This window comes from Streptomyces sp. NPDC001868, assembly GCF_040297125.1.
Lineage (GTDB): Bacteria > Actinomycetota > Actinomycetes > Streptomycetales > Streptomycetaceae > Streptomyces.
The window spans coordinates 1-22,468 of the sequence record NZ_JBEOYO010000050.1 but is presented as its reverse complement, the minus strand read 5'-3'; the positions used below and the strand labels follow the sequence as shown (position 1 = coordinate 22,468).

Annotated in this window: 21 protein-coding genes; 10 read left to right on the top strand and 11 right to left on the bottom strand. The window is 71.3% G+C overall.

What is annotated here, in order from left to right; genetic code table 11:
- Positions 1 to 68: 68 nt before the first annotated feature.
- Together ABT147_RS37285 and ABT147_RS37280 are read left to right on the top strand one after the other, a co-directional pair.
- Positions 69 to 656 (top strand): hypothetical protein, encoded by a 588-nt coding sequence (locus ABT147_RS37285; protein WP_351414733.1) that lies wholly within the window; start codon positions 69 to 71, stop codon positions 654 to 656.
- A complete protein-coding gene (locus tag ABT147_RS37280) occupies positions 653 to 874 on the top strand; it encodes a DUF5708 family protein (protein WP_351414730.1) in 222 nt (73 codons plus the stop codon). Before ABT147_RS37285 ends, ABT147_RS37280 begins: the two co-directional genes overlap by 4 nt.
- Here ABT147_RS37280 and ABT147_RS37275 read toward each other — a convergent pair.
- Together ABT147_RS37275 and ABT147_RS37270 are read right to left on the bottom strand one after the other, a co-directional pair.
- Complete coding sequence (locus tag ABT147_RS37275; protein WP_351414728.1) at positions 871 to 1,443, bottom strand: cob(I)yrinic acid a,c-diamide adenosyltransferase; 573 nt, start codon at positions 1,441 to 1,443, stop codon at positions 871 to 873. The genes ABT147_RS37280 and ABT147_RS37275 overlap by 4 nt on opposite strands.
- A 13-nt stretch (positions 1,444 to 1,456) precedes the next feature.
- Positions 1,457 to 1,591, bottom strand: a complete 135-nt coding sequence (locus tag ABT147_RS37270) for a hypothetical protein (protein WP_502983225.1) — start codon at positions 1,589 to 1,591, stop codon at positions 1,457 to 1,459.
- A gap of 59 nt (positions 1,592 to 1,650) precedes the next feature.
- Here ABT147_RS37270 and ABT147_RS37265 point away from each other — a divergent pair, with 59 nt between their 5' ends.
- The 4 genes from ABT147_RS37265 (at position 1,651) to ABT147_RS37250 (ending at position 6,361) form a co-directional block, all read left to right on the top strand.
- Positions 1,651 to 1,869, top strand: a complete 219-nt coding sequence (locus tag ABT147_RS37265) for a hypothetical protein (protein ID WP_351414725.1) — start codon at positions 1,651 to 1,653, stop codon at positions 1,867 to 1,869.
- 129 nt (positions 1,870 to 1,998) lie between these two features.
- Positions 1,999 to 2,847, top strand: a complete 849-nt coding sequence (locus tag ABT147_RS37260) for a 3-hydroxyacyl-CoA dehydrogenase family protein (RefSeq protein ID WP_351414723.1) — start codon at positions 1,999 to 2,001, stop codon at positions 2,845 to 2,847.
- Positions 2,848 to 3,031: 184 nt separating this feature from the next.
- Positions 3,032 to 3,355 carry an STAS domain-containing protein gene (locus tag ABT147_RS37255; RefSeq protein ID WP_033526497.1) on the top strand — a complete coding sequence of 108 codons (324 nt, stop codon included), beginning with the start codon at positions 3,032 to 3,034 and terminating at the stop codon, positions 3,353 to 3,355.
- Between the two features lie 357 nt (positions 3,356 to 3,712).
- Complete coding sequence (locus ABT147_RS37250) at positions 3,713 to 6,361, top strand: ATP-binding protein (RefSeq protein ID WP_351414721.1); 2,649 nt, start codon at positions 3,713 to 3,715, stop codon at positions 6,359 to 6,361.
- Positions 6,362 to 6,434: 73 nt separating this feature from the next.
- Here the strand turns inward: ABT147_RS37250 and nucS are convergent, their stop codons facing one another.
- On the bottom strand, positions 6,435 to 7,106 hold the full coding sequence (nucS, locus tag ABT147_RS37245) for an endonuclease NucS (protein WP_351414719.1): 672 nt from the start codon (positions 7,104 to 7,106) through the stop codon (positions 6,435 to 6,437).
- A gap of 394 nt (positions 7,107 to 7,500) precedes the next feature.
- Here nucS and ABT147_RS37240 point away from each other — a divergent pair, with 394 nt between their 5' ends.
- The gene (locus tag ABT147_RS37240) at positions 7,501 to 7,893 is read left to right on the top strand and encodes an SCO5389 family protein (RefSeq protein ID WP_351414716.1); all 393 of its coding nucleotides are present in this window, start codon (positions 7,501 to 7,503) and stop codon (positions 7,891 to 7,893) included.
- 89 nt (positions 7,894 to 7,982) lie between these two features.
- Here the strand turns inward: ABT147_RS37240 and ABT147_RS37235 are convergent, their stop codons facing one another.
- The gene (locus ABT147_RS37235) at positions 7,983 to 9,011 is read right to left on the bottom strand and encodes an LLM class flavin-dependent oxidoreductase (RefSeq protein WP_351414714.1); all 1,029 of its coding nucleotides are present in this window, start codon (positions 9,009 to 9,011) and stop codon (positions 7,983 to 7,985) included.
- A 221-nt stretch (positions 9,012 to 9,232) separates the two neighbouring features.
- Between ABT147_RS37235 and ABT147_RS37230 the strand changes: the two genes are divergently transcribed.
- Entirely contained in the window at positions 9,233 to 9,583 is a 351-nt protein-coding gene (locus ABT147_RS37230) for an Rv1322 family protein (RefSeq protein WP_351414712.1), read from the top strand.
- Between the two features lie 27 nt (positions 9,584 to 9,610).
- Here ABT147_RS37230 and ABT147_RS37225 read toward each other — a convergent pair whose 3' ends face one another.
- The 7 genes from ABT147_RS37225 to mce all read right to left on the bottom strand — a co-directional run bounded on the left by ABT147_RS37225 (position 9,611) and on the right by mce (position 19,911).
- The gene (locus ABT147_RS37225; protein WP_351414710.1) at positions 9,611 to 10,477 is read right to left on the bottom strand and encodes an ABC-2 transporter permease; all 867 of its coding nucleotides are present in this window, start codon (positions 10,475 to 10,477) and stop codon (positions 9,611 to 9,613) included.
- Positions 10,474 to 11,736: an ATP-binding cassette domain-containing protein gene (locus ABT147_RS37220; RefSeq protein ID WP_351414707.1), complete on the bottom strand. Its 1,263-nt coding sequence runs from the start codon at positions 11,734 to 11,736 to the stop codon at positions 10,474 to 10,476. Before ABT147_RS37220 ends, ABT147_RS37225 begins: the two co-directional genes overlap by 4 nt.
- A gap of 170 nt (positions 11,737 to 11,906) precedes the next feature.
- The gene (locus tag ABT147_RS37215) at positions 11,907 to 12,677 is read right to left on the bottom strand and encodes an ABC transporter permease (protein ID WP_351414705.1); all 771 of its coding nucleotides are present in this window, start codon (positions 12,675 to 12,677) and stop codon (positions 11,907 to 11,909) included.
- Between the two features lie 3 nt (positions 12,678 to 12,680).
- On the bottom strand, positions 12,681 to 13,670 hold the full coding sequence (locus ABT147_RS37210; protein ID WP_351414702.1) for an ABC transporter ATP-binding protein: 990 nt from the start codon (positions 13,668 to 13,670) through the stop codon (positions 12,681 to 12,683).
- Between the two features lie 497 nt (positions 13,671 to 14,167).
- Positions 14,168 to 15,106 carry a coiled-coil domain-containing protein gene (locus tag ABT147_RS37205; protein ID WP_351414699.1) on the bottom strand — a complete coding sequence of 313 codons (939 nt, stop codon included), beginning with the start codon at positions 15,104 to 15,106 and terminating at the stop codon, positions 14,168 to 14,170.
- A gap of 236 nt (positions 15,107 to 15,342) precedes the next feature.
- On the bottom strand, positions 15,343 to 19,194 hold the full coding sequence (scy, locus tag ABT147_RS37200) for a polarized growth protein Scy (RefSeq protein WP_351414698.1): 3,852 nt from the start codon (positions 19,192 to 19,194) through the stop codon (positions 15,343 to 15,345).
- Positions 19,195 to 19,470: 276 nt separating this feature from the next.
- Positions 19,471 to 19,911 (bottom strand): methylmalonyl-CoA epimerase, encoded by a 441-nt coding sequence (gene mce / locus ABT147_RS37195; RefSeq protein WP_351414696.1) that lies wholly within the window; start codon positions 19,909 to 19,911, stop codon positions 19,471 to 19,473.
- A gap of 152 nt (positions 19,912 to 20,063) precedes the next feature.
- On the opposite strand from mce, the gene ABT147_RS37190 reads away from it, so the two are divergent.
- Together ABT147_RS37190 and meaB are read left to right on the top strand one after the other, a co-directional pair.
- On the top strand, positions 20,064 to 21,266 hold the full coding sequence (locus tag ABT147_RS37190) for an acetyl-CoA C-acetyltransferase (protein WP_351414694.1): 1,203 nt from the start codon (positions 20,064 to 20,066) through the stop codon (positions 21,264 to 21,266).
- Between the two features lie 46 nt (positions 21,267 to 21,312).
- The gene (gene meaB, locus ABT147_RS37185; RefSeq protein WP_351414692.1) at positions 21,313 to 22,269 is read left to right on the top strand and encodes a methylmalonyl Co-A mutase-associated GTPase MeaB; all 957 of its coding nucleotides are present in this window, start codon (positions 21,313 to 21,315) and stop codon (positions 22,267 to 22,269) included.
- Positions 22,270 to 22,468 lie beyond the last annotated feature (199 nt).

Below are 22,468 nucleotides of genomic sequence, written 5' to 3'. Positions count from 1 at the left end.
GTCACCGCCGACGACGAATGTCGTGCGTTCCGCCGGGAGCCTGGAAGGGTGACCGAAAGGAGCGCATCGTGATCGTCGCGTTGATCATCGCCTGCGAGGTCGGCTTCTGGGTGCTGCTGGCGCTGGCCCTGGCCGTTCGCTACCTACTGAACAAGCGCGGGGCCAGTGTCGTGCTGCTGCTCTGCGAGCCGGTGCTCGAACTGGTGCTGTTCGTCGTGACCGCGATCGACCTGAAGAACGGCGCCGAGCCGAGCTGGGAGCACGGTGTGGCGGCGCTCTACATCGGCTTCACCGTGGGGTACGGCCACTACATGATCAGTTGGCTGGACGGTCACGCGGCGCATCGCCTGGCCGGCGGGCCCAAGCCGGCGGGACCGCCGAAGTACGGCCTGGCCCGCGCCCGGTACGAGGGCAAGCTCTGGACCCGGACGCTGGTGGCCGCCGGGGTGGCGCTGGCCCTGCTCCAGCTGGCCGTCTGGTACGTCGGCGACGACGGGAACGTCGATTCACTGCGGTCCTTCCAGTGGGTCGCGCTCCGGGCGGCGGGCATCCACGGGCTGGTGGCCCTGGCCTACCTGATCTGGCCGAAGAAGGACCCGGGCACCCCGGAGGGCGAGCACCGGGTCACGTACTCGAAGGAGGGTGCCGGACGATGAGCGGCACGATGGGCAGGATGGTGAGCAGGCCGACGCGGAACCTGGTGGAAGGGACCGTCACCTTCGTGATCGGCCTGGTGCTGTGGCTCTTCACCGACGGGGTGGAGACCCCGGTCGTCACCCTGACCAAGGTCGGCGTGGTGATGATGTGCGTCGGCGGAGTACTCGTCGCGACGGGCCTGTACCAGGCCGCACGCGGCACGACGAGGGACCGTTAGCGCTCCCCGCCCGGCACCCACAGCACATCTCCGACCTCCTTGTTCGCCGTCCTCGCGAGGATGAACAGGAGGTCGGAGAGGCGGTTGAGGTAGGTCGCGGTGAGGGGGTTCATCTCGTCGCCGTGGGCTTCCAGGGCCGCCCAGGTGGAGCGCTCGGCCCGCCGGACCACCGTGCACGCCTGGTGGAGGAGGGCGGCGCCGGGGGTGCCGCCGGGCAGGATGAAGGAGCGGAGCTTGTCCAGCCGCTCGTTGAAGCGGTCGCAGTCCGCCTCCAGCTTGTCGATGTAGAACTGCTCGACGCGCAGGGGCGGGAACTCGGGGTTCTCGACGACGGGCGTGGAGAGGTCGGCCCCGACATCGAACAGGTCGTTCTGCACCCGGACGAGGACCTTGACGATCTCCTCCTCCAGCCCGCCCAGCGCGATCGCGGTCCCCAGCGCCGCGTTGGCCTCGTTGGCGTCCGCGTACGCCGAGATCCGAGGATCGGTCTTCGGCACCCGGCTCATGTCCCCGAGGTTGGTGGTGCCCTTGTCGCCGGTCCTGGTGTAGATGCGCGTCAGATTGACCATGTGACCAGCGTAGTTACGCCCCGCCCGTCCGGAGGCCCCGTGTGCCCACCGTCACGGCGACCGCCGCGAGCCCGGGGGTCACCAAAACGCCGTACAGCAGGGCGGGAGTGGCGTACGCGCCGACGTACGCGTCCCGCGTCACGTCCACCGGACGGCGGAACGGGACCAAACGGGACCAGACGCGACAGGACGTCCGGACGCCCCTACGTGAGGAGACCGGCGCAGCCGCGGCCCGACCCGCTGGCCACCCTGATCGGCGGTCAGATCGACCGGGTCCACCAGACGGTGACGGCCGTCACCGGGCGGGGGACGCTCGCCGGGCGCGAACCGGACGAAGTGTCACGAGTGGTGCTTCTTCTCCTGGGTGACACGGAGGGCCTGTTGGGCGAGAAGGTGCTCAACTACGCCGTCCGCCCCTCCGAGTGAGCGCTGCCGGTGTGACGTCCGCCCATTGAGACGTGACTCGCGTTACTAAGCGGTCACACGGCCCCTCACGAGCGCTAGTGTCCGCCCGAGAGGTAACCCATCGACAGCGCGTACCAGGGGAGTCGCACAGTGGCACGGAAGCTCGCCGTCATCGGAGCCGGGCTCATGGGGTCCGGGATCGCCCAGGTGTCCGCGCAGGCGGGCTGGGACGTCGTCCTGCGCGATGTCACCGACGAGGCGCTGAACCGTGGCATCGGCGGCATCACGGCGTCGTACGACAAGTTCGTGAGCAAGGGCAAGTTGGCGGCCGAGGACGCCGAGGCGGCGCTGAGGCGGATCACCGCCACCACCGACCTCGACGCGGCGGCCGACGCGGACATCGTCGTCGAAGCCGTCTTCGAGAAGCTCGAAGTGAAGCACGAGATCTTCCGGACGCTCGACAAGGTCGTCCGCGAGGACACCGTGCTCGCCTCGAACACCTCCGCCATCCCGATCACCAAGATCGCGGCCGCCACCGAGCGGCCCGAGCGGGTCGTCGGCGTCCACTTCTTCTCGCCGGTGCCGATGATGCAGCTGTGCGAACTGGTGCGCGGCTACAAGACGACCGACGAGACACTCGCCACCGCACGGGAGTTCGCCGAGTCGGTCGGCAAGACCTGCATCGTCGTCAACCGCGACGTCGCCGGCTTTGTGACCACCCGTCTCATCTCCGCCCTCGTCGTCGAGGCCGCGAAGCTGTACGAGTCGGGTGTCGCCACCGCCGAGGACATCGACCTCGCCTGCAAGCTGGGCTTCGGCCACGCGATGGGACCGCTGGCGACGGCGGACCTGACGGGCGTCGACATCCTGCTGCACGCCACCAGCAACATCTACACCGAGTCCCAGGACGAGAAGTTCGCCCCTCCGGAGCTGATGCGCCGGATGGTGGACGCCGGTGACATCGGACGCAAGAGCGGGCAGGGCTTCTACACCTACTGACGCCGACGTACGCGTCACGGGCGGCTCTTCCCACGCATGTGAACGCATGAGCCTCTCCGGCCTCACCCCTTGAGGTGAATTCGGTATCGGTTCGCTCACAGACGGCAACCTGACGGTGTCAAACGCAGTCAGAGGTTGCATCACCCACATCACGGAGTACGAGACGCACTCACGGGGAGCGCTTATGTACATCAGGGGCGACCACGCCGAGCTGGTCGTCGGGGGCCGCCTCGACGTACGCAGCGCGGCGGACGCCCGTACGGTCCTGCACTCGGCCGTCGACGACGGAGCCGGCGACCTGGTGCTCGACCTGTCAGAGCTGGACTCCTGGGATGCCACCGGACTCGGGGTGATCATGGGAGCCCACCGGCGGGCGGGACGGTGCGGACGGCGGCTGGTGCTGCGCGATGTGCCACCGCAGATGCAGCGACTGCTCGTGGCCACCCGGCTGCACCGCATCCTGGCGATCGAGGGCGGCATCGGTCTGGAGTCCTTGCCCAGAGTGTGACCGGTCCCGGCGTGTGACCGGTCCCGGAGGGCGATCGGTCCGGACTCGTTCCCCTCGCGTGTGAACGCGTGTGCGGGTCCGTACGTATGGGTCGGTGTGTGCGGGACACCCGGTCGTCGCCGGTCGTCATTGGGGGCCATGGGGGCGAAACGCACGACGCTCGCAATCCTCACGAGACTGTGACGTCTCGGACGGCGCGGGACCCCGGACTGTCGGAGATACTGTGCGAAGGTTTAGGGTTCGGCTGCCCGCTGCCAGCTACCCTCGAGCGGGCTCCGGACCAGAAGCGACAGCGCGGTGTGCGGCAAGGCCGGGAGGGGCTCCAGCACACGAGACGCTTTTGGGGGGCTAGAACCGATGGACCCGAACACCCGGGGACCCGAAGAGTACGGCCATGACGACGGACAGGCGCAGAGCAAGCGTCCACCACGTGACGCGCTGACGCAGGACTTCGACCGGCACGCTCCGGCACTCGCCCGCACCGTCCAGCTCGTCTCGGGCGACTTCCTGCTCACCGTCAACCCCGTCGACGGCAGCGAGATAGAGAACTGCCCGCCGGGCGAACTGCCTGGTCGGCCCGTGAAACACCCCGCCGCCGAGCGCACCGCGATCGACCGCGCCGCCCGGCCGCCGGTGCCCCCGGGCCCCACGCTGCCCCGGCTGCCCCTGCTCCAGCGCGACGACGAGAGAGACCGGCTCGTACGGCTCCTCGCGCGCGGCCGCTCCGTCCGCCTCAGCGGAGCCCCCGGCTCCGGTCGCACCACGCTCCTCGACGCGGTCGCCGAGGACTGCGCGGATCTGGCACCCGACGGTGTCGTCCGGCTGAGCGGATTCCGGCGCACGGTCGACGACCTGCTGTACGAACTGTTCGCAGCCGTGTACAGCACACCGCTGTTCCGGCCCGCCCGGCAGCAGATCCTCGACACCGTGCGGGACATCGGCGCGGTCGTCGTCCTCGACGACCTGGAGTTCGGCGGAATCGCGCTCGACGAGCTGCTCGACGCCACCCCCGAGTGCGCCTTCCTGCTCGGCGCCACCCCCGACATCCCCCTGCCGTCCGCCGACGCGCCTCTTGAGGAGATCGTGCTCGGCGGCTTCGACCGGGCCGGCAGCGAGCGGCTCCTCGAACGTGCCGTCGGGCGGACGCTCACCGAGGACGAGGCGAACTGGGCCGGTGATCTCTGGTTCGAGTCCGAGGGCCTGCCGCTGCGCTTCACCCAGGCCGGGGCGCTGCTGAGGCAGCGGGACCGGCAGCGGGCCGGCGAGGACGCCGTCGACGAGTTCGGGGTCTTCCAGGACGCGCCCTCCCTGGTCGAGGCGTCGTTCGGGCCGGCCGCCGACGAACACGACATCCCCCTGCCGTCGCTCGCCGAGGGGGCCGCGCCCGCCGCGCTGCTGGCGTCCCGGCTGAGTTCCTCGGCCCGCGAGACCCTCAGGTTCGCGGTCGCGCTCGGTGGCGAGGTCCCGCACCAGGCACATCTGCCCGCCCTTGTGGGCGACACCCACGCCGACGCGGCCCTCGGCGAGCTGGTCGGCTGCGCCCTGGTGACACCTGTCGGTGCCCGCTACCGGCTCGCCGCCGGGGTACGGACCCAGCTGGAGGCCGCCGGGTACGCCGACGACGCCGAGACGCGCGCCACCGCCGCCGCCCAGCACTACGCCTGGTGGGCCGGGCACCCCTCGGTCACCCCCGAGCGGGTCTCGGCCGAGGCGGACGCCGTCCTGGCCGCCCTCACCGCGCTCGTGCCCGTCACGACCCCGCCCGGCGAGGACGAGGAGAGCGTCGCCGTGGCGCTGGCCCGGCAGGCGGCGCCCGCGTTCGCGGCGGGCCTGCGCTGGAGCGCCTGGGAGCGGGCGCTCCGGGCCGGCGCGGAGGCGGCGGGCCTCGCCGGCGAGACCGGCGAACAGGCCTACTTCCACCATGAGCTGGGCGTCCTCGCGCTCTGCTCCGGGCAGCTGGAGCGGGCCCGGGCCGAGCTGGAGGCCTCGATCGGCCTGCGCAACGTCCTCGCGGACAAGCGCGGCACGGTCGCCGGCCGCCGGGCGCTCGCCCTGGTCGCCGACCGCTCCGGGGCGACACCGCCCGGCGGGCGTACGGCGGCGGGGGAGGAGGTGCCGGACGCCCGGCGCGAGGAGTCGGCCTCACCGCCCGGGGGCGTGCCCTCCGCGTACACACCCACGGGGTTCGGCGCGGTCGGTTTCGGTGCGGTCTCAGGGGCAGGGTTCACCGGGAACGGCGCCTTCCCCTCGACCGCCTCCACGGCACCGGCCACCCCGGGTTCCTCGGTCCCTCCGACCAACGACACGACGCTCGTCACCCAGCGGCCCGGTCGTGGCTCGCCCGCACACCGGCTCAGCGCCTTCAAGAGCGTCGTCGGCGGCGCCCGGCGCAACCTGGTCGCCGTGGGCGCGGGCGCGCTGCTGGCCGCCGTCCTGGGCACCGTCGTGACCCTGGGCGCGACCTCCGACCGCAACGGCGACACCCCGGCCGAGAAGGTCGGCGTCAACCCCTCCGCCAGCGAGGGCGCCGACGACGGCGGTCTCGTCGCGGACCGCCCCAAGGCCGGCGAGGACGACGACACCCCGGGCACCGTGCCCGAGCCGAGCGACCCGGGCCCCGACGGCACGTTCGGCACCTCGGACGACCCGACACCGACGGACACGGCGGGGCCTTCGGACGATCCGAGCGGTACGGCGGGGCCGACGGGCAAGCCGACGACGTCCCCGACGAAGACGTCGCCCAAGCCGACGGCGACCGACGACCCGTCGACGGACCCCACGGACGACCCGACCGACGACCCGACGGGTGATCCGACGGACGACCCCACGGGCGACCCGACGGACGATCCCACGGATGAGCCGACGGACGATCCGACCGACGACCCGCCCCCGACGGACACGACCAACACCGCCAGCGCCCCCACCACCAGTCAGCCCGTGGAGACCAACACCTCCGCGGGCGCCCCGGCGACCCCCGTCGACCCGCCCGGCGGCACCCTGGCCTGAGGTTCCGTTCGGTCCGATTCATGCGAAAGGGCCGGGTCCGTTCCGCGGACCCGGCCCTTTTTCGTGGAAAGGCTCAGAACAGCCGTAGCTTGTCGTCCTCGATGCCACGCAGCGCGTCGTAGTCGAGGACCGCGCAGCCGATGCCGCGGTCGGTGGCGAGGACGCGCGCCTGGGGCTTGATCTCCTGGGCGGCGAACACACCGCGGACCGGCGCGAGATGCGGGTCGCGGTTCAACAGCTCCAGATAGCGGGTGAGTTGCTCGACCCCGTCGATCTCACCGCGCCGCTTGATCTCGACCGCGACGGTCGCGCCCTCGGCGTCCCGGCACAGGATGTCGACGGGCCCGATGGCCGTCATGTACTCGCGGCGGATGAGCGTATAGCCCTCGCCGAGGGTCTCGATGCGGTCGGCGAGCAGCTCCTGGAGGTGCGCCTCGACGCCGTCCTTGATCAGGCCGGGGTCGACGCCCAGTTCGTGCGAGGAGTCGTGGAGGACCTCCTCCATCGTGATGATGAGCTTCTCGCCCGCCTTGTTGATGACGGTCCAGACGCCCTTCTCCTCACCGGTGCCCTCCTTCAGCGTGCAGGGCGGCGACATCCAGTTGAGGGGCTTGTAGGCCCGGTCGTCCGCGTGGATCGAGACGCTGCCGTCCGCCTTCACCAGGATCAGACGGGGGGCCGAGGGGAGATGGGCGGTGAGCCGGCCCGCGTAGTCGACGGAGCAGCGGGCAATGACGAGACGCATGGTCGGCAACGCTACTCGACGCCGACGGGTGCGCGCGATTCGACCGCCGGAAGTGCCCCGGCCGGAGGCCGGTCCCCTGCCGGCACATCGCGCCGGGGACCGTTCGGCAGCCACGGCCACCCCGCTCGGTGACTGTCGCCCTCCGTCACGCTCTCCCGCCTCTCACGTGGGCGTCCGTCGTCCCCCGGCATGTGCCGCTGTCAACTCCTGTTCGGCATTGGCTGATTGTGTGCGTCCCGCGCCGTGTCGGTGCGCGCAATCTCCTGGTGCGGTCACGTTCGGTTGCTTACCGTAGAAACTGGAGGTCGCGAAGCATGCACTCTGCGTGTTCGCCGACCGATCTCCGCCCTTGTCCGTCAACCCCTGTTGTTGTGGGGGTGCGAGAGGAGAACCCATGTCGCTCGACGTCTCACCGGCCCTACTCGAACAGGCCGAGCGAGGCGAGGTCGACGAAGCCGCCTTCGTCGACTGCGTCCGGACCTCCCTGCCCTACGCGTGGGAGATGATCAGCTCTCTGGTGGCCCAGCTGAAGGTCGACGGCGGAGAGTTCGCCGACAACCAGACGCCCCCGCCGAACGAGCAGGCACGCGGACAACTGCTGCGCGCGCTCGCCAGTGACGCGATTCGCGGCGCGCTGCAGCGGCACTTCGGTGTCCGGCTGGCCTTCCAGAACTGCCACCGTGTGGCGGTGTTCCCTCTGGACCCGTCCGTGGACGACAGGCTGGCCCGCTTCACCTCGATCCGCGGCCAACTCCTCAACCAGTCACCGGAACTCCGGGACTGCTGAGGTCGTGACGCAGCACGGCTTGCCGCTCCAACCGCGGGAGGTGCATCAGTAATCGGGGCGGCAAGCTCCCCGGCATGAAAAGGCGTGGCTCAGCCGAGGTGAGGCAGCACCTCGGCACCGAGTCGCCGTACGTTCTCCTCCGTCGCCGCCAGATCGCCGGAGCCCTCGACGAGCAGGGCGAAGCGGGAGATGCCCGTCCGCTCGCTGGTGGCAGCGAGCCGGTCGGCGCACAGCCGGGGCGTCCCCACCGGGTGCAGCCCGCAGAGCAGTTCGGTGTACGCGAGCGGGTCCCGCATGGCGCGGGCGCGGCCGTCGACGGTCACATGGGCGTCGAGGCCCTGCTTCAGCCAGCCCGGCATCGCCTTGGTGAGCGCCTCCACGGCGTCGGTGCGCCGGTCCGCGATCTGGCAGACGCCGGCCGAGACATGGGCCGCGCCGGAGATCTCCTCCGGCGAACGGCCCGCCGCCCGGGCGCAGGTGCGCCACAGCGCGACCATCTCGGCCTTCTCCTCGTCCCCGACGTGCATCCCGAGGAGCATCGACAGCCCGCGCTCGGCGGCCAGTCGCACGCTCGCCGGTGAGGTGCAGGCGACGACGACCTCCGGTCCTGGCGTCTCGTCCAGGTCCTCGGCGGGCCGCGGGACGACGGGGACCTCACGGAAGCTGAATCGTTCCCCCGAGGCGGACACCGAGGGCTCCCGCAGCCAGCGCACCAGCAGATCGAGTGATTCCGGGAACCCCTTCTCGTACGCCTCCAGTCCGGAGCCGAACACCTCCAGGTCGACCCAGGGCCCACCGCGCCCGACGCCCAGCGAGAAGCGTCCTCCGGAGGTCACATGCAGCAGGGCGGCCTGTTCGCCCAGGGCCACGGGGTGCGTCGTGGGCAGCACGCTGACCGCCGTGCCGACGCGGATCCGCCGGGTGCGTCCCAGCAATAACGCGGCGAGGGTGATCGCCGACGGGCAGGTGCCGTACGGCACGAAATGGTGCTCGGCCAGCCAGACCGCGTCCAGCCCGGCCTCGTCGGCCACTTCCGCGGTGCGTACCGCCCGGTGGAGCGCTTCCCCCTGGCCCTGGCCGGGGAACTGGGCGCCCAGTACAAATGTTCCTACGTGCATCGCTCTTCCTGCTTCCTCGGCTCCGACTCGGGAGCTCCCCCACCGGCATAACCCCGTGACACGTGCCGAAGTCACGGCCTGGCGGCGAGATTTGCGGATTGTCTGCAGAATGGGCCGGGCGGAGGGCGATCTGGGGGGTTTGGCGACGTACGCATACCCCCACCGGGCCCGCGTAGGCTGGACGCCAACCCTGCTCCCTGTATAGCCCCGTGAGGTGTCCCGTGTCCCCGCGTCGCAACCGCCCCAAGGACCATGCCTCGTCGGGTCAGTCGAGTCCTTCAGGCCGTGGCGCGGACGAGGACCGGTCCGACCGGTACGGCGGCTGGCAGACCACCGAGCCCTGGCGGGGCGAGGAGTGGAGCGTGCGCCATGTGGCGGGCGCGAGCGCGGCGGGCAAGACCTACCGCTGCCCAGGCTGCGACCAGATGATCGCCTCCGGGGTCCCGCATGTCGTCGCCTGGCCCGAGCACTCGGGTGTCGACGAGCGCCGGCACTGGCACAAGGCCTGCTGGAACGCGAAGGACCGCCGCACCTCGCGGGTGCAGCGGTCCCGTAACGCGCCGAGGTTCTGAACCTCACGGTCCTCGTCCTTACACGTCCTACACGTCCCGCTGCTCCAGCAGGGCGTACGCGCCGACGAACCCGGCCGCGACCAGCCCGGTCATGATCCACAGGGGTTCCCAGCCGGACGGGCCGGACTCGCTCAGCTCCGAGCCGTAGAAGACGCTGAGCTGGCTCGGGATCGAGTACTCCAGCAGGAACTCCTGTACCTCCCTCAGCGACTCCGAGAACATGAAGATCGCGATGACCAGCGGGGCGAGGAACACGCCGAGCATGATGGTGATCGCGCCGGCGGAGTGCCGGATCAGCGAGCCCATCAGCAACGCCAGCAGCCCGAAGAGGGCGAGGAAGAGACTCACCCCGACCGTGGCCTTGAACCACTGCTCACCGTCGGGGCTCGGGGCGCCGTTGCCCTCCAGGATCGCCACCTGGGCGAAGGCGACGAACGCGGTGGCGGCCAGGGTGACCGTGAACGTGAGCGCGAAGAACACGATCGCCTTGGCGACCAGGACCCGGCCGCGGCTCGGGCACGCGGTCATCGTGGTCCGGATCATCCCGGTGCCGTACTCGGAGGCGGTGGTCAGCACCCCGAGCGTGATGATGCAGACGCTGCCGATCATCACGCCGAACAGACCGAGGACCAGCGGGGACTCGCTCTCCAGGTTCGCGTCCGTGGAGGAGGCGATGAGCGCGAAGAGCAGACCGAGGCCGACCACCAGGACGACGAAGACGCCGAGCGTCCAGATCGTCGAGCGGACCGACTTGATCTTCGTCCACTCGGAGGAGATCGCGTGCCCGAGGTGGGTGCGCACCACCGGGATCGGCGAGGTGTACGACGTGCCCGGCGCGCCCTGCCACTGGGGGGCGGGCTGCTGCTGCGTGAGGGGCGGCTGGGGCGTGCTCATCGGGCGTCCTCGGACTTCGTCAGGTCGGCGGCGGGCGCGGCGGAGGCGGCCGGTGCGGGAGCCGGCGCGGCGGCGGGCTGCGCGGGGGCCTGGGGCGCGGCCTGGGCGTACGGGTTCGGCTGGGGCTGCCCGGGGGCCGGAGTCCCGTACGGACCGGCCGGCGGCTGTCCCTGCGGCACGGGCTGGCCCTGCGGGGCGTACGGCTGTCCCTGCGGCGCGTACGGCTGGCCGCCCTGCTGCGGTGCCGGCGGGGCGTACCAGCCCGGCTGGCCCTGTCCGGGCACCGGCATCGGCGGCTGCGCGCCGGGCGGCAGGGGCTGCTGGAGACCGGCCTTCTGGTCGGTCGTCGAGCGGTAGTCGACGGCGCCCTGCGTCATCCGCATGTACGCCTCCTCCAGCGACGCCTGGTGCGGCGACAGCTCCCACAGGCGTACGTCGGAGTCGTGCGCGAGGTCGCTGATACGGGGGAGCGGCAGGCCCATGACGCGCAGCGCGCCGTCCTGCTCGGGCAGGACCTGGCCGCCCGCCTCGGTCAGCGCGGCCGTCAGCTTCTCGCGCTGCTGCGGCTCGGAGTCCGGCGTCCGGACACGCGCGAAGTCGGCGGAGTTCGCCGAGATGAAGTCCTTGATGCTCATGTCGGAGAGCAACTGTCCGCGCCCGATCACGATCAGGTGGTCGGCGGTCAGCGCCATCTCGCTCATCAGGTGCGAGGAGACGAAGACCGTACGGCCCTCGGCGGCGAGCGCCTTCATCAGGTTGCGGACCCAGAGGATGCCCTCGGGGTCGAGGCCGTTGACCGGCTCGTCGAACAGCAGTACCTGGGGGTCGCCGAGCAGGGCGGCGGCGATGCCGAGCCGCTGGCCCATGCCGAGCGAGAAGCCCTTGGAGCGCTTCTTGGCCACATCCTGGAGGCCGACGACACCCAGCACCTCGTCCACCCGGCGGGCCGGGATGCCCGACAGCTGCGCCAGGGACAACAGGTGGTTGCGGGCGTGCCGGCCGCCGTGCACCGCCTTGGCGTCGAGCAGGGCGCCGACCTGACGGGCGGCGTTCGGCAGCTTGCGGTACGGATAGCCGCCGATCGTCACCTGGCCCGACGTGGGGTTGTCCAGGCCGAGGATCATGCGCATCGTCGTCGACTTGCCCGAGCCGTTGGGGCCCAGGAAGCCGGTGACGGCCCCCGGCCGCACCTGGAAGGAAAGGTTGTACACGGCCGTCTTGGCGCCATAGCGCTTCGTCAGGCCGACTGCCTCGATCATGCTCTGCACCCATCGAACGGTTCAGGACGTCTCAAGACGTCGGGGCGCACGCCCCCGTAAGGATTAGGAGCTTATCGGGGCTTTGACGGTTCCGCCCAAGAGGGAGTAAAAGCGCGCAGGTCACGGGGGTGGCGGCTTGGCATGTACGTATCCGCTGGTCAGGCCCCTGATCACGCGTCACGTTTCTTCAGCAGGAGATATCCGCCGAGCAGGGCCGCGGCCACCCACAGCGCCATGATGCCGAGGCCGCCCCAGGGCCCGTACGGTGTGTCGTCGTCCACCGGGGTGACCACCTGCATGATCTTGCTGCCGGCCTGGTCGGGCAGATACCGGCCGATCTTCTCGGTGGCTCCGACGTTGCCCAGGATGGTGGAGATCAGGAAGAAGAACGGCATCAGGATGCCGAGCGACAGCATCGGGCTGCGCAGCATCGCCGCGACGCCCATCGAGAACACGGCGATGAGGGTCATGTAGAGCCCGCCGCCGAAGACCGCGCGCAGGACGCCCGGATCGTCGATCTCGGCCCGGTGGGAGCCGAGCATCGCCTGTCCCAGGAAGAACGTCACGAAGCTGGTCACGAGGCCCACCGCGAAGGCGAGGCCGGTGGCCACCGCGATCTTGCTGAAGAGGAAGGTGCCCCGCTGCGGCACGGCGGACAGCGAGGTGCGGATCATGCCGGTGCTGTACTCGTTCGACACCACCAGCACCCCGAACACGATCATCGCCAGCTGTCCGAGGGTCATCCCCGCGAAGCTGATGAACGTCGGGTCGAACGAGAGCCGGTCCGCGCGGCTCAGATTGTCGAACTCGTTCTTCGACAGCAGCGAGATCAGTACGCCGAGCGCGATCGTGACGATCCCGGCCAGCGACAGCGTCCACACCGTGGACGCCACCGACCGGATCTTGGTCCACTCCGAGCGGACGACCTGTGCGGCGGCCATGCCTCAGCCCTCCCGGTTCCAGCTGCTGCCCCACTGCTGGACGGGCGCCGGGGCAGTGGCCGGTGCCGGGGCTGGGGTCGTCGGGGTCGTGTCGTGCGCGTGGTACTCCACCGACTCGGCCGTCAGCCGCATGAAAGCCTCCTCCAGCGAGGCCTGTTGGGGACTCAGCTCGTGCAGCACGATCTGGTGCTGGGCGGCCAGCTCACCGATCTGCTCCGCCTTGCCGCCGTCCACCTCCAGCGCCCCGTTGCCCGTCTCCACGACCATGACGCCGACCGCGTGCAGCGCGTCGAGCAGCCGCTCGCGTTGCGGTGTGCGAATCCGTACGTACGACCGTGAGTTCTGCCGGATGAAGTCCGCCATCGAGGTGTCGGCGAGCAGCCTGCCCTGTCCGATGACGACGAGATGGTCGGCGGTCAGGGCCATCTCGCTCATCAGGTGCGAGGAGACGAACACGGTCCGCCCCTGTGCCGCGAGGGACTTCATCAGGTTCCGGATCCAGTGGATGCCCTCGGGGTCGAGGCCGTTGACCGGCTCGTCGAACATCAGGATGCGGGGGTCGCCGAGCAGGGCGCCGGCGATACCGAGCCGCTGTCCCATCCCCAGCGAGAACCCCTTGGCCTTCTTCCTGGCGACCGACGTCAGCCCGACCGTGTCCAGCACCTCATGCACCCGGGCCCTGGGGATCCCGTTGCTCTGCGCGAGGCACAGGAGGTGATTGAAGGCGCTGCGGCCGCCGTGTACGGCCTTGGCGTCCAGCAGCGCGCCGATGTACTTGAGCGGGTCCCTGAGGCCGTCGTAGTGCGTGCCGTCGATCCGTACGTCCCCCGCGGTGGGCCGGTCGAGCCCCAGGATCATCCGCATCGTCGTCGACTTCCCGGCCCCGTTCGGGCCGAGGAAGCCGGTCACGATGCCGGGCCGCACGGCGAACGTCAGCCGGTTGACCGCGAGCTTCTCGCCATACCGCTTGGTCAGCCCGTCAAGCTCGATCATGCGGCCACGCTAGAACGGGCCCGGGCCCCCTGCCACCGGAGTACCGCATGGCCACCGCCCAGCCCTCCAGGGGCGCGGAGAACTGCGCGACAAGCCACGTACTGCCGACAGCCGCGACTCAAGGGAACCCCCCGAGCTATTGGGCACCCGGCACCACAGTTGAGCGAGGGGGCTGCGCAACTCGGCGCCACGAGGTGCCGCCTGCGCCCACCCGTGCCGCCCCTAGCGGCACGCCTGCCCGCAGTTGTGGCGGGCGGGCGGAGGCGGCCGGAGCACCTCACAGCCACCGCCCAGCCCTCCAGGGGCGCGGGGAACTGCGCGACCAGCCACGTACGGTCGTCAGCCGCGACTCAAGGGAAGCCGCCGAGCTATTGGGCGGAGGGGGTTCGGGGCGGGGGCGGTGACGCCTTCGCCTCCGGGATACCGAAGGCCCGCGCCCCCCGGAGGGGAGACGCGGGCCCTGGTGGCCTCGTCCGGCGGTGCCGGCAGGGGTGGTGTTAGCGGGACTGCTGGGCCGGGACGCCGCGGGAGATCGGCTCGTCGTCGGCGACCGGCGTGCTGGCCGCGGCGACGGCCGCGCCCGTGAGGGTCGCCAGCATCTCGCGCACGTTCGTCAGCTGGGCGTTGATCGAGTCGCGGCGGTTCGTCAGAGCCGCCAGCTCCCGCTCGGATTCCGAACGGATCCGGTCCGCCTTGGCGTTCGCGTCCGCGACGATGTCCTCGGCCTGACGCTGCGCGGTCTCCACCGTCTGGCGGGCGCGGCGCTCGGCGTCGGTGCGCAGCTTCTCGGCCTCCAGGCGGAGCTGCTCCGCGCGGTGCTCGATCTCCGCGAGACGCTTCTCGGCCTTCTGCTGACGCGAAGCCAGGTCGCGCTCGGACTGCTCGCGACGCTTGGCGAGGTTCGTCTCGAAGTCGGCGGCGGCCTGCGCGGCCTTGGCACGGGTCTCCTCGAAGAGGGCGTCCGCCTCCTCGCGCTTGGACTGAGCGTCCTTCTGCGCCTCGGCACGCAGCTGCGAAGCGTCGCTCTTGGCCTTCTCGACGATCCGGACGCCCTCGTCCTCGGCCTTGGCCTTGCGCTCCGCCGAGAACGACTCGGCGTCGTTGCGCACCTGCTGGGCCGCCGACTCGGCGAGCTCGCGGTGCTGCTCGGCGGCGCGGCGGGCCTCCTCGCGCAGGTCCTTCGCCTCCTCCTCGGCGAGGCGGAGGATCTTCTCGACGCGCGCGCCGAGACCCGCGTACGACGGCTCGGCGTCGGTCACGGCGGCCTGGGCGTTCTGCGTTTCGAGGTGCAGCTCCTCGATGCGCTTTTCCAGAGCGGTGATGCGGGCGAGAGCGGAGTCACGGTCGGAGACGAGCTTGGAGATACGTTCGTCCACCTGAGCGCGGTCGTATCCACGCCGCACAAGCTCGAAGCCGTAGGGGGAAGTGTCGCTCATGGGGTTCCTGTCGAATGAGACCGGTGAGGTGATAGGTGGAATCCTAGGGGGCGAAGCGGCGTGTCATCGAGCAGATGCACGTTTGATCTGGAGAATGACACCCCTTTTGAGTGGCCGACCATCGGAATACTTGCCAGAAACTTTGCATAAAGGCCCTGGGAAGCACAGAACGAACACAAAGTGATGTCTGTTGGCACCGTGGCGGCGCGGAAGATACCCGCAACGCCTCGGCACCGCTAGCCGTCTGACGACTTGCCACCCGAACGAGTCGCACCCGCCGCGGCACCCGTCTTGACTCCACCGTCCTTGCCACCCGACGGGGCCTCAAAAGACTCCAACGCCACCAGGACGTCCTGGACACGGGAAATCTCCGCATTGATGTCCTCGCGGCGGCGGACCAGCACCTCCAGCTCGCGCTTGCCCTCCTCGACCGTGCGCCGCGCCTCGCGGATCGCCTCGGCCTTCAGCTCCTCGGCCTCGCGGACGAGCGTGGACTTCTTCTGTTCGGCCTCCTTCAGGAGACCCTCCGCCTTCTTCACCGCGGCGATACGGACCTTGCCCGCCTCGGAGTTCGCCTCGGAAACGATCTCCTTGGCCTTCGCCGTCGCCTTCTCCAACTGTTCCTCGGCGGCCTTGATGAGCGCGTCGCAACGGTCGCCCGTCGATTTCATCGTCTCGGCGGCCTCACGGCGGGCCCGCGTGTGCAGCGCCTCGATCTCCGCCGTGATGCGGTCCCGCAGCTCCTCGGCCCGCTCCCTTATCGCGGTCGCGTCCCGGCGCGCGCCCACCAGCAGCTCGTCGGCGTCCGTACGGGCCTGCTCCACCGTGGTGTTGCCCTCGACGGTCGCCTCGGAGACCAGCCGGTCGGCCTCCTTGCGGGCCGCGCCGACCATGGAGTCGGCCTGCCCCTCGGCGTCCGCGGTGGTCTTCAGGGCCTGCGACTGCGCCTCGGCGAGCAGCTTGTCGGCCTCGGCCGCCGTCTCCGAGATGAGCTTGTCGACCTGCTCGGCCGCCTCGGAACGCCGCTTGTTGGCGTCCTTGCGGGCCTGGTCGAGGGTGTTGTCGGCCTCCTCGCGGGCGTGCGCCATGAGCCGGTCGGCCTCCGCCTCCGCCTCGGCCCGCGCCCGCTCGGCGTCGGCCCGTACCCGCTCGGCGTGCTGCCGCGCGGAGCCCACCGTCTCGGCGGCCTCGGCCCGCAGCCGCTCCGCCTCGTCGGTGGCCTCGCCGATCAGCCGGTCGGCCTTGGCGACGGACTCGGCCCGTACGCGCTCGGCCTCCTCGTTGGTCTCCCGCGTCAGCCGCTCCGCCTCGGCCGTCACCTCGGTGATGAGGGTGTCGGCCTGGGTGGCGGCGTCCGAACGGATGCGGTTGGCGTCGTCCCGGGCCTCCGCCCGGGTGCGCGAGGCGTCCTGGTCGGCCCGCGCGGCGGTGTCCGAGGCCTCGGTGCGGACCCGCTGGGCGTGCTCGGACGCGTCCGCGCGCACCCGCTCCGCCTCGCTGATGGCCTCCGCGACCGTGCGCTCGGCGAGCGCCTTGGCGGCGTCCGTCTCGTCCCGGGCCTCGCGCCGGACCCGGTTGGCGTCCTCGGTGGCCCGCTCCCGCTCCGCGTAGGCGTCGGCGCGGACCCGGTCGGACTCCTCCTCGGCCTCCCGGCGCATCCGGTCCGCCACATGCTCGGCCGTGTTGCGCAGCCCGGCGATCTCCTCCTGGGCCTGCTCGTGCAGCCCGGCGACGGACTCCCGCACCTGCTGCGCGTGCTGCTCGGCCGCCGACACCATCTCGCCGGCCCGCCGCTCGGCCTCCTCGACCAGGCGTACGGCCTCGGCCTGGGCCTCCTCCACGCGCTTGCGCGCCGAGGCCAGCAGGTCCTCGCTCTGCTCACGGGCCAGCCGGCGTTCCTGGTCGGCGTCCTGCCGGGCCGTGCCGAGGAGTTCCTCGGCCTCGCGGCGGCGCCGTACGGCCTCCTCCTGCGCGGCGGCCAGCGTCTCCGAGGCCTCCACGCCGAGCCGCTCGGCCGCGGCCTGCGCCTCCGCCCGTACCCGGTCGGCGGTGTCCTGCGCCTCGGCCTTCAGCCGCTCCGCCTCGGACGCGGCCTCCGACCGCAGCCGTACGGCGATGGCCTCGCCCTCGGCACGGGACGCGGACGCGTCGGACGCGGCCTCGTCGCGCAGCCGCTCGGCCTCGGCCTCGGCCTGCGCCTGGAGCGTACGAATGCGCTCGGCGGCCTCGGAGCGCAGCCGGTCGCTCTCCTCGCCGGCCTCGCGGCGGATCCGCTCGGCCTCGGCGCGGGCGTCGGCGAGCGCCTCCTCGGCGGAGGCCAGCCGGGCCTCGGCCTCGGTGTGCAGCCGGGCCAGCTCCTCGGCCGCCTCGGCCTTGCGGGCCTCGACACCGCGCTCGGTCTCCTCGCGCAGCTCACGGGCGGCGCGCTCGGCCTCGGCCTTCAGCTCCTCGGTCTGCTCGGCGGCGTCGGCGCGGTACCGCTCGGCCTCCTTGCGGGTGCGCTCCAGGGTCTCCTCGGCCTGGCGGCGCAGCGTCGAAGCGCGTTCGATGGCCTCGGTGCGGACCTTCTCGCTGTCCGTGGTGGCCGTCTGCCGCAGTTCGTCGGCGTCCGTGCGGGCCTTGGCGAGCAGCTCCTCGGCGGTCTTGGCCGCCTCCTCGATCTGCTGGACGGCCTCGCGCCGGGCCTCGGAGCGGATCCGCTCGCCCTCGGCGACCGCGTCGGAACGCAGCTGCTCGGCCTCGCCGCGCAGCCGGCGCGCCTCCTCCTGCAGCTCGACCGTCTTGGCGCGGTACTCCTCGGTGTCGTCCTTCGCCGTGCCCTTGAGCTGTTCGGCGAGGTCGTGCGCCTCGGCCCGCAGCCGGTCCGCCTCGGCCTCGGCCTCGGCGCGGATGCGCTCGGCCTCCTCGACGGCGGCCTTGGTGGTGCTCCTGGCTTCCTCGGACGCCTTGTTCAGCACGTCCTCGGCGGTCTTGGCGGTCTTGGCGAGCTGGGAGGCGGACTCCTCCGCGGTGATCGAGCGGGCCTTCTCGGAGGCCTCGGCGACGATCTTCTCGGCCTTCGCCTTGGCGTCGGCGACGACCTCCTCGGCGGACGCCTTGGTGGCCTCGGCCTCCTTGGTGGCCTCCGTGACCAGCCGGGCGACCTGCTCCTTGGCCGTACGCGTGCGCTGTTCGTTGGTCGACTCGGCGCCGGCGATGGCCTTGGCCGCGTTCTCCTTCGCCTCGGTGACCAGCTTCTCCGCCTCGGCGCGCGCCTCGCGGAGCGCCGACTCGGCCTCCGCGATGCGCTGCTCGGCGGCCCGGCTCAGCTCGGAGGCCTGGCGGCGGGCGGAGTCCGACTCGGTGGCGGTGGAGGTGCGCAGCTGCTCGGCGTGCTCGGTGGCCTCCTGGGCCTGGGTCGACGCCGCGTTCAGCAGTCGCTCGGCCTCGGCGCGCGCCCGGCGCAGGATCTGGTCGGCCTCGCCGCGGGCGGCCTCCGCGTCGCTCTGGAGCCGCTGGCGGGCCTCGGTGGCGAGCCGCTCGGCCTCGGCGCGGGCGGCGGCCAGCGCCTGCTCGGCCTCGGCGCGCGACTCGTCGACGAGCCGGCGGGCCTGGGACTCGCTGCGGGCGCGGAGCTGCTCGGCCCACGCCACGTTCTCGTTGACGTGCGACTCGACCGTCTGGCGGCGCTCGGAGAGCTCCTGGTCGAGCTGCTGGCGGCGGGTGACGGCCTCCTGGTGCAGCTCCGCCTGGAGGCGCGCGGCCTGCTCGGCGTGCTCCTGGAGGATCCGCTGGGTCTGCGCCCGGGCCTGGCTCAGCTCACGCTCGGCGTCCGTACGCAGCTGGTCGGCCTGCATCTGGGCCTGGCGGAGCATCTGCTCGGCCTGGTACCCGAGGTCGCCCCCGCTGTCGTAGGCGGGCCGGGACATGAGGGTGCGGCGCGCCTCGTGCAGCTTGGCGCGCAGCACCTCGACCTGGTAGCCGAGGTCCTCGGCGTGCTGAATCGCCTTTTCCCGCTCGGTCTTCAGCCGCTCCATCTCGGCCTCGAACCGAGAGAGGTGGTCGACGTCAGCCGCCGGCTCTCGCTCCTGGCGTTCGTAGCCCCGCACTGCGCGGTCCCATCCGTCCCCTGGTCGCAACCTCTGGCAAACGAGCTCCGTCCAACCGCCGAACGGTGCCCCCGGGGAATGGTGTCAGATCAACGGCGGAGCCCGGGCTGCCGCCCCAACCCTCGTCCCCCGAAACCTGGACCCCGGCCCTAGAACAACCGCTGATGGATCTCCACGGTGCCCTTGGATCCCGCTCCTCGGAAGGCGGCAGGACCCGGGCCGTCCCCCGCGAAGGTGACGGCCGACCCCAACCCTACCGGCCCATATGTACGGGGGTCAGTGCTCAGGTGACTCAACTGGCGCCGAAGTGACCAGTTCTGTCAGTACGCCATGACAATCCTTGGGGTGCAGAAACGTGATCCGTGACCCCATGGAACCGACTCGCGGCTCCTCGTACAGGACGCGTACGCCCTTGTCCTTGATCGCGGCCGCCTCACCGTCGACATCCGCCGTACCGAAGGCGATGTGGTGGACGCCCTCGCCGTTCTTGGCCAGCCACTTCGCGACGGTGGAGTCCTCGCGGGTGGGCTCCAGGAGCTGCAGGTAGGAGGCGCCGCCGTCGTCCGTGGCGTTGATTTTGAGCATGGCCTCGCGCACGCCCTGCTCCTCGTTGACCTCGGAGTGGTACACCTCGAAGCCGTATGTGGCCCGGTAGAACTCGACGGTCTTGTCGAGGTCGAAACAGGCGATCCCGATGTGGTCGATTCGCGTCAGCATGGTGTCAGTGCAGCGCTCCGGGGACGGTTACGCAACGTGCCAGCGATCACACCGACAGCCCGGTGACGGCACGGAGTGCCACTCAGTACATTCGAAGTAAACCCTCGTTCACTCACTCCTCGGCTGTGCAAGCTGGAAGGGGATCGCACCTCATGACTGGAACGAACGGCACGACCTCGGTGATCGTCGCGGGCGCCCGGACGCCCATGGGACGGTTGCTCGGTTCGCTGAAGTCCTTCTCCGGAGCCGACCTCGGCGGCTTCGCGATCAAGGCCGCCCTCGACCGTGCGGGGATCGGCGGCGACCAGGTGCAGTACGTGATCATGGGCCAGGTGCTCCAGGCCGGGGCGGGGCAGATCCCGGCACGCCAGGCCGCGGTCAAGGCGGGCATCCCGATGAACGTGCCCGCGCTCACGATCAACAAGGTGTGTCTGTCGGGCCTCGACGCGATCGCGCTGGCGGACCAGCTGATCCGCGCGGGTGAGTTCGACATCGTGGTGGCCGGCGGCCAGGAGTCCATGACCAACGCCCCCCACCTGCTCCCGAAGTCCCGTGAGGGCTACAAGTACGGCGCGATCCAGATGCTCGACGCGATGGCGTACGACGGGCTCACGGACGCCTTCGAGAACATCGCCATGGGCGAGTCGACGGAGAAGCACAACACCCGTCTCGGCATCGGCCGCGACGAGCAGGACTCGGTGGCCGCCCAGTCCCACCAGCGGGCCGCCGCCGCCCAGAAGAACGGCCTGTTCGACGCCGAGATCACGCCGGTCGAGATCCCGCAGCGCAAGGGCGAGCCGGTCGTTTTCAGCCAGGACGAGGGCATCCGGGGTGAGACGACCGCCGAGTCGCTGGGCAAGCTGCGGCCGGCCTTCACCAAGGACGGCACCATCACGGCCGGGTCCGCCTCGCAGATCTCCGACGGCGCCGCCGCCGTGGTCGTCATGAGCAAGGCCAAGGCCGAGGAGCTGGGCCTCACCTGGCTCGCCGAGATCGGCGCCCACGGGAACGTGGCCGGGCCGGACAACTCCCTGCAGTCGCAGCCGTCGAACGCGATCCAGCACGCCCTGAAGAAGGACGGCCTGGACGTCGCCGATCTCGACCTGATCGAGATCAACGAGGCCTTCGCCGCGGTCGCCGTGCAGTCAATGAAGGACCTCGGCGTGTCCCCGGAAAAGGTGAACGTCAATGGTGGTGCGATCGCTCTCGGGCACCCCATCGGCATGTCCGGCGCCCGTCTCGTCCTCCACCTCGCCCTGGAGCTCAAGCGGCGCGGCGGCGGGGTCGGCGCGGCGGCGCTGTGCGGTGGCGGCGGGCAGGGCGACGCGCTGATCGTGCGGGTGCCCAAGGCCTGAGGCCTTCGGTTCTCGGGTTCAGGTGGCTAGTCGGAGCGGAGTTGTGATGCAGGACGTCCCCACGCTGGTGGCACAGGCCAGGGAAGGGCGGCCCCGGGCCGTCGCCCGGCTGATCTCCCTGGTGGAGGGGGCGTCCCCGCAGCTCCGTGAGGTCATGGCGGCGCTGGCCCCGCTCACGGGCGGGGCGTACGTCGTCGGCCTCACCGGGTCGCCCGGCGTCGGCAAGTCCACGTCCACGTCGGCGCTGGTGACCGCGTACCGGCGGGCCGGGAAGAGGGTCGGGGTGCTCGCCGTGGATCCGTCGTCCCCCTTCTCCGGCGGCGCGCTGCTCGGTGACCGGGTGCGGATGTCGGAGCACTCCTCCGACCCGGGTGTGTACATCCGTTCGATGGCGACGCGGGGGCATCTGGGGGGCCTGGCGTGGTCCGCCCCGCAGGCGATCCGGGTGCTCGACGCGGCCGGGTGCGAGGTGATCCTGGTCGAGACGGTCGGGGTCGGGCAGTCCGAGGTGGAGATCGCCTCCCAGGCGGACACGTCCGTGGTGCTCCTGGCCCCCGGCATGGGGGACGGCATCCAGGCGGCCAAGGCCGGGATCCTGGAGATCGGTGACGTGTACGTCGTCAACAAGGCGGACCGGGACGGGGCCGACGCGACCGCGCGCGAGCTCAACCACATGCTGGGGCTGGGGGAGTCCCGTCGTCCCGGGGACTGGCGGCCGCCGATCGTCAAGACGGTCGCGGCGCGGGGGGAGGGGATCGCCGAGGTCGTGGAGGCGCTGGAGAAGCATCGGGCGTGGATGGAGGAGCGGGGGGTCCTGGGGGAGCGGCGGCGGGTGCGGGCCGCGCGTGAGGTGGAGACCATCGCGGTCACCGCGCTGCGGGAAAGGATCGCCGACCTCCACGGCGACCGGCGCCTGTCGGCTCTCGCCGAGCGGATCGTGGCGGGGGAACTGGATCCCTATCGGGCGGCGGACGAGTTGGTGGCGGGGTTGACGACGGGCTGAGTCCGGGCCGTTTCTCGCCCCCGCCGCCCCTACCCGTCCCATCCTCAAGGGGCTGCGCCCCTTCGACCCCCTGGGGTCGGTTTTCGGCTGCGGGTCCGGTGGGGGCTTCTCGCGCAGTTCCCCGCGCCCCTGAAGGCAACGGCCCCTGCGGGCCGTTGAAAAAGCACGGGGCGCAGCCCCTGCTTTTTCAGGGGCGCGT